The organism is Actinophytocola sp. (genome assembly GCF_036002505.1).
Lineage (GTDB): Bacteria > Actinomycetota > Actinomycetes > Mycobacteriales > Pseudonocardiaceae > DASYTH01.
The window spans coordinates 21899-27898 of sequence record NZ_DASYTH010000076.1 but is presented as its reverse complement, the minus strand read 5'-3'; the positions used below and the strand labels follow the sequence as shown (position 1 = coordinate 27898).

4 protein-coding genes are annotated in these 6000 nt (G+C 68.7%); 1 reads left to right on the top strand and 3 read right to left on the bottom strand.

The features are described 5' to 3' along the window. Positions 1-2199, bottom strand: a 2199-nt coding sequence (locus VGR06_RS05615) for a glycoside hydrolase family 3 C-terminal domain-containing protein (RefSeq protein WP_327557877.1), incomplete at its 3' end; no start/stop codon positions are given. A gap of 31 nt (positions 2200-2230) precedes the next feature. On the opposite strand from VGR06_RS05615, the gene VGR06_RS05610 reads away from it, so the two are divergent. Then, positions 2231-2797, top strand: coding sequence for an EF-hand domain-containing protein (locus VGR06_RS05610; protein WP_327557876.1), 567 nt, complete (start codon positions 2231-2233; stop codon positions 2795-2797). On the opposite strand, the gene VGR06_RS05605 is transcribed toward VGR06_RS05610, so the two are convergent. Further along, complete coding sequence (locus VGR06_RS05605; RefSeq protein WP_327557875.1) at positions 2774-4372, bottom strand: pyridoxal-dependent decarboxylase; 1599 nt, start codon at positions 4370-4372, stop codon at positions 2774-2776. The two genes, VGR06_RS05610 and VGR06_RS05605, sit on opposite strands and share 24 nt — an antisense overlap. Positions 4373-4395: 23 nt before the next feature. Next, positions 4396-5262 carry a class II glutamine amidotransferase gene (locus VGR06_RS05600; protein WP_327557874.1) on the bottom strand — a complete coding sequence of 289 codons (867 nt, stop codon included), beginning with the start codon at positions 5260-5262 and terminating at the stop codon, positions 4396-4398. Positions 5263-6000 lie beyond the last annotated feature (738 nt).

Here is a 6000-nt window from a genome sequence, read left to right as displayed (position 1 = left end):
GGTTCGGCTCAGGTCGATCAGGTCTGTGAGGAGTTCAGCGGGGAGGGTGGCGCCGGCGGTGGTGAGGAAGGTGGCGAACTGGCGCATGGGGAGGGAGTCGACCATGCGGATCCAGTCGGGGTTGTCCTGGGCCTGCTGGGCCTGCTCGTCGGTCACCCCGGCGAGGAGCCTCTCCAGGAAGATCGGGCCGATGACGGGGTGGTTGAACCAGTCGCCGACCGCGGAGTCCAGGGACAGGGCGTGGTTCGTCACGTCGCCGGTGAGGGTGACGGTGTGGGTGGCGACGATGTCGGTCGCGCTGTGTCCTATGTGGATGGTGTAGGCGCCGGGGGCGACGGTCCAGGCGGCGAGTGAGATGTCGTAGTAGGCGAAGGCGCGGCGATCCAGCGTGAGTTCCACGCGGCGGGACTCGTTGGGGTTGAGGGAGATCTTGGTGAACGCGCGCAGTTCGCGGGCGGGGCGGCGGACCGGGCCCGCGGTGGTGGCGACGTAGAGCTGGACGACGTGCTTGCCGGGTCGGGGTCCGGTGTTGCTGACGGTGACCGTGGCGGTGGCGGTGTCGTCGCCGGTGACCGTGACGGTGAGGTCGGTGGTGTCGAAGGTGGTGTAGGTCAGGCCGTGGCCGAACGGGTAGCGGACCGGGACCTCGGCGGTGGTGTGGTAGCGGTAGCCGACCATGACTCCCTCGCCGTAGCGGACGTGGCCCTGCTCGCCGGGAAAGTTGATGTAGCTGGGGTTGTCCTGCAGGCGCAGTGGAATGGTCTCGGCGAGGTGGCCGGAGGGGTTGGCGAGCCCGAAGAGCAGATCGGCGATCGCGGCGCCGCCGGCCTGGCCGAGCAGGTGGCCGTCGAGGATGGCGTCGACGTCGTCGTGCCAGCCTTCCAGCGACACCACGCCGCCGTGGGAGAGCACGACCACGGTCCGGCGGCTGGCGGCGGCGACCGCGCGGATCAGCTCGGTCTGATCGGCGGGCAGGTCGAGGGTGGTGCGGTCGTAGCCCTCGGACTCCGCCAGCTCGGGGAGCCCGGCGAACACCACGGTGACGTCGGCCGCCCGCGCGGCGGCCACGGCGCCGTCGTCGAGGTCCCGGGCGTGGGTGACGGTCGTGCCCAACGCGCGGATGGCGTCCAGCGCGGTGTCCACGCGGGTGGGGTTGACGCGGGAGCTGCCGCCGCCTTGGAACCGCGGTTCGGTGGCGAACGGGCCGACCACGGCGACGGCCGCGTCCGCGGTGAGCGGCAGGGTCTCGTGGTCGTTCTTCAGCAGCACAGCGCATTCCGCGGCGAGGTGCCGGGCCAGCGCCTGGTGCTCGCCGGCGTCGAGGTCGCCGGTCGCGGGGGAGGACCGTTCGGTGAGGGCGAGGACCCGGCGCACGCTGCGATCGAGCACGGCCTCGTCCAGCTCGCCGGCCCGGACGGCGCGCACGATCTCGGCGTCGGTGGTCCCGTCCGTGCCGGGCATCTCCAGGTCCAGCCCGGCGGCCAGCGCGGCGACCCGGTCGTGCACCGCGCCCCAGTCCGACACGACGACGCCGCCGAAGCCCCAGTCGTCGCGCAGAATCTTGGTGAGCAGCCAGTGGTTCTGCGAGGCGTGCACGCCGTTGACCCGGTTGTACGAGCACATCACCGTCGCCGGGTGCGCCTCGGTCACGATGCGCTCGAAGGCGGGCAGGTAGATCTCACGCAGGGTCCGCTCGTCGACGTCGGCGCTGACGCTCATCCGTTCGGTTTCCTGGTTGTTGGCGGCGAAGTGCTTCACCGACGTGCCCACGCCCTGCGCCTGCATCGCGCGCACGTACGCGGTGCCGAGCGCGCCGGCCAGCAGCGGATCCTCCGAGTAGTACTCGAAGTTGCGGCCGCACAACGGTGACCGCTTGATGTTCACGCCCGGCCCGAGCACCACGGCGACCCCGGCCGCCCGGGCCTCCCGGCCGATGGCGGCACCGATCCGGGCGGCCACCTCCGGATCCCAGCTCGACCCGACCGCGACCGCGGGTGGGAAGCAGGTGGCCGGCACGCTGCCGGACAGGGCCGGCTGGTAGTGGTCCCCGTCCTGGCGGCGCAGCCCGTGCGGCCCGTCGATGAGCACGATCAAGGGGACACCCGCCTCCTCGATCGGCTTGGTGGACCAGAAGTCCCGCCCGGACAGCAGCGCGGCCTTCTGCTCCAGGGTCAGGTCGGCGGGATCGGGCTGGGGCATTACCGGTTACCTTCCACATCGTTGGGTGGGCATGGCCAGTGAACTACAGCGGCGCAAGGTTGCCGGGGTTTTCGACGCGATGGATGTGGATGGCGACGGGTTCCTCGAAAAGGAGGACTTCCAGGCGCTTGCCGAGCGGTGGACCGCCGTTCGGGACCTCGCGCCGGGTGACCCCGACCATGCCAAGCTGACCGGGATCATGATGGGCTGGTGGGAGACGCTGCTGGCCGCCTCCGATCGCGACCGGGACGACAAGGCCACACTCGACGAGGTGCTCCTCGTCGTCGACCGGCTGCCGGGCATGCTCGACGCCGTCGAGGCCACCGCGGCCGCGATGTTCGAGGCGGTGGACGAGAACGGCGATGACCTCATTTCGGCGGAAGAGTACCGCCAGCTCATCGAAACCTGGAACGGCCGCGCGGTGGACACCGACGCGATCTTTTCCCGGCTCGACCTCGACGGGGACGGTCACCTCTCCCGGACGGAGTTCACCGCGCTCTGGGTCGAGTTCTGGGTCGGTGACGATCCGACCTCGCCCGGCACCTGGGTGTTCGGCAGGTTCGACCCGACGCTGTCACGCGATTCCGGCGAACAGTGATGGTGCTTGATGGTCGCTGGTGCGGTCGAACGCGCCGGGCTCGTAGAGATCGGCGATGAGCTCGTCCACGAGTTCCCGGGTGACGTGGGGCATGGTGTAGATGTGGCAGAAGTCGGTCCGGATGCCCCCAGGATTGAGCGGGAAACAGGACAGGGAGTACTTGGCCACGATCTCCCGGCGCGGCTGGCGGAACCAGACGCTGAGGGACTGCCCGGTGTGACCGACGTGGATGCCGTTGTCCGCGCCCGGTTCGGCGCGCGCCACGAGGTCGTCGCTCAACCCGCGGAGCCGGGCGGCGGCGTAGTCGGCGAGGGCGACCGCGCGAACGGCGGTGTCGACGTGGTCCTCCTCGGAGAACTGGGCCAGGTAGTTCCACATGACCACGCTGGACAGAGCGCTCCGTGAGCCGGCGAACGTGGTGTCCGGGGACGAGATGTAGGCGGGGTCGCTGGGTGGACGCAGCTGGTGACTGGACTTGGTGAGGAACACGCCGGTGGGGAACGGAGCGCCGGGATATTTGTGGCCGCTGGTCACGATCGAGGAGACCTGCGGTACCCGGAAGTCGAACACGGGCGGGCCGGTCTGGATACGCCCGAGCCGGTACGCCTGCTCCAGATAGGGGAGGTAGGTCCCGCCGAGGGCGGCGTCGACGTGCACCCAGTAGCCCTGGCGGATGTCGTACTTGTCGGGGTCGTCGGGATCGTAACGGACCTTTCTGCGGTCCAACCCGTACCGGGCGAAGATCGGTTGAAGCCGCTCGCAGGCCGTCGCCACGTCGTCGCACGCGCCCTTGATCGTGGTGCCGGCGTTGAAACAGATCAGAATGGGATGTCCATGGGCGGCGAAGAACTCGACGAGCGTGCACAACGCGTCCACGTCGACCGAGCCCGGCCCGTCGTCACCCCCGCTGGACGGTACCCCGGCCGGCCATCCGCCGACCGATCGCCCGGTCACCGGCAGCGGGCACTGTCCCGGGTAGCGGTCCGCGCCCAGGTCGAAGAACGTCGGTATGTCGAGCACCCGCATGCCCTTGATGTGCGAGTAGTGGGTGTCCTCGGAGAAGAAGGCGACCGGCGTGTAGGCGTCGGGATCGTCCGCCGGATGGACCGCCTTGACGTAGGTGGTCCGGTTGCCTGATTCCTGGTCGCTGACGAGGGCGTTGCCGTCGAGGTAGTCGCGGGCGTTCCACAGTGCGTAGAGGTTTCCCTCCGTGCTGCCCATGGACAGGACGTATCCCCAGTAGTCGTCCGGTTCCGGATCGGCGCGGTCCTCGGGGATCCGGGCGTGCCACAGCCGTGCGTAGTAGTCGAGGACGGCACGTTCGAGCCAGCGGGTATGTGTTCCGACGTTGCTGTCGACGAAGGGATCGCCCGCGTTGTTCAGGTGCATGGGCAGGAACCGGCTCAGGATGTCCGTGCCCGTCACCGCCTGGTTGACCTGGTAGCCGAGGAACTTGCTGGCCTTCTCGTCGAGATGGTCGGCCAGCCTGTCCAGAATGGCATGGCGGTCCTCGTCAGTGTATGCGGTGCGCTGGAGCTCGAAGTCCTGGTCGCTGATGGGCAGGGTGCGCGTCATGGACACTCCTCGGAATGGGGTGATCAGCTCGGTGAGCTCACGGGGTGCATCGCCAGAGCGGCGGTTCCGACCAGGTCCTCATACCGCAGCCGGTGGGCCGGTTCGTCGAACGGAAACAGCGAATGGGCATCGAGGCCGTCGATGACCAGCAGCTCGCCGGGGGCCAGCAGCCGCCAGTCCGGGTCGTCGTCCAGCGGCTGGCTGGACACCACATGAGCGGGGATTCGCTTGCTCATGGTGTCGATCTGGAGGTGCGCCGACTCCGAGTCCAGACGCCGGTGCTGACCGAATCCACCTCCGGCCGGGGTGAGCACCCACAGTTCCCTGGTGTCGGGATAACGCAACGCCCACAGCCGGCGTGGCTCGGCCAGCAGCAGGTTGAGCGAAAAGATCGGAATTTCCGCGCCCATTCTCTGCACGGCTGACACCAACCCCCGGGTGGTGTCCCCGAACCGCTTGATCTCGGCCGTGATGAACGCGAAGACCAGCTCCGAGTCGGTCTTGCCCTCGATGGGGGCCCGGTCGACGTCCGTCAGCCACGAGTCGATGACCTCGAGACCCTGGACCAGGCCGTTGTGCGCGAACAACCGGTCACTGATATCGAAGGGATGGCAGTTGTGCACGTCAATCACACCGGTGGTGGCATACCGGATGTGGCTCAGGAACGTGTGCGAGATGATCTGCCGGGCCTCGTGCGCGAAGTCGTCGTTCTGGAATGCGGCTATCGGCGCCCGGTCCCGTACCGGCTCGTCGCCCATCGAGAACCAGCCCAGCCCGCACCCGTCCGGCTGCTCCCGGGACAACCCACTGAAGTTCGTCAACGAGTCGAGCAGCCAGAACGAAGCCTGAACCCGCGGCCCTCCGGTGGTCATCCCGAACAGTCGGCACATGACATTCCCTCGCACGAGAACCGCACACCTCGAGGTGTGAAACTGGGTCGGACAAGCCGGCTGAATTGTCATCAATTCGCGATGTCAGCGAAACACCGGGGCCAATCGCACTACAAGAGTCCGAAGACCCTAACGGCCACACGAGGACCAGTTCCACTCGTTGCGATCAATGGTCATCACTCCGATGGAGTAACGATACGATCGAAATTAGACCGTGGGTAGGCAAGGATTGGCCAATTGGCGGCTCCGCACGTCACGTCAACGGCGCCGGGCCGCGCGGGCAGCGGCCGCGCCCGCGGCGATGACGACGAGCAGCGCGGTGAGTGACCAGCCGCGTTTCTCCTTGGTGTGTCGTAGCGGGGCCGCTGCGGGTGCTGGTGAGCTCGTGACCTGGCGGCGTGGCGGGGTGGTGGTTGGTGGGGCCGGGGTGGTGATCGTCGTTGGTGGGGGCGATTGTGTGGTCGCCGGTGGTGTCCGGATGAGTACGGGTGGCCGGGATGGCTCGGCAGGCGGCAAGGGGAGCGCGGCCGGCGCGGGTGCGGGTGGGGTGGGCGCGGGTGGGTTCGGCGGTGCCGGGCACCACCCGTGTGGTGGCCGGGTCGGCAAGGTCACGTGCGGGGGAACGGGCGGGCACGGTGGCTGATGCGTGGAGGTGTGTTTGGGTTGGGGCGGGCACGTGGAGCCGGGATGGGGGCAGTTCGGCCGGTCGGAGGACGCCGGTGGCGCGGCAAGCCAGAT

Excerpts from the sequence above, each read along its gene's own strand:
- VGR06_RS05610 (WP_327557876.1), top strand. The coding sequence starts at position 2,231 with ATGGCCAGTGAACTACAGCGGCGCAAGGTTGCCGGGGTTTTCGACGCG.
- VGR06_RS05600 (WP_327557874.1), bottom strand. The coding sequence starts at position 5,262 with ATGTGCCGACTGTTCGGGATGACCACCGGAGGGCCGCGGGTTCAGGCT.
- VGR06_RS05605 (WP_327557875.1), bottom strand. The coding sequence starts at position 4,372 with ATGACGCGCACCCTGCCCATCAGCGACCAGGACTTCGAGCTCCAGCGC.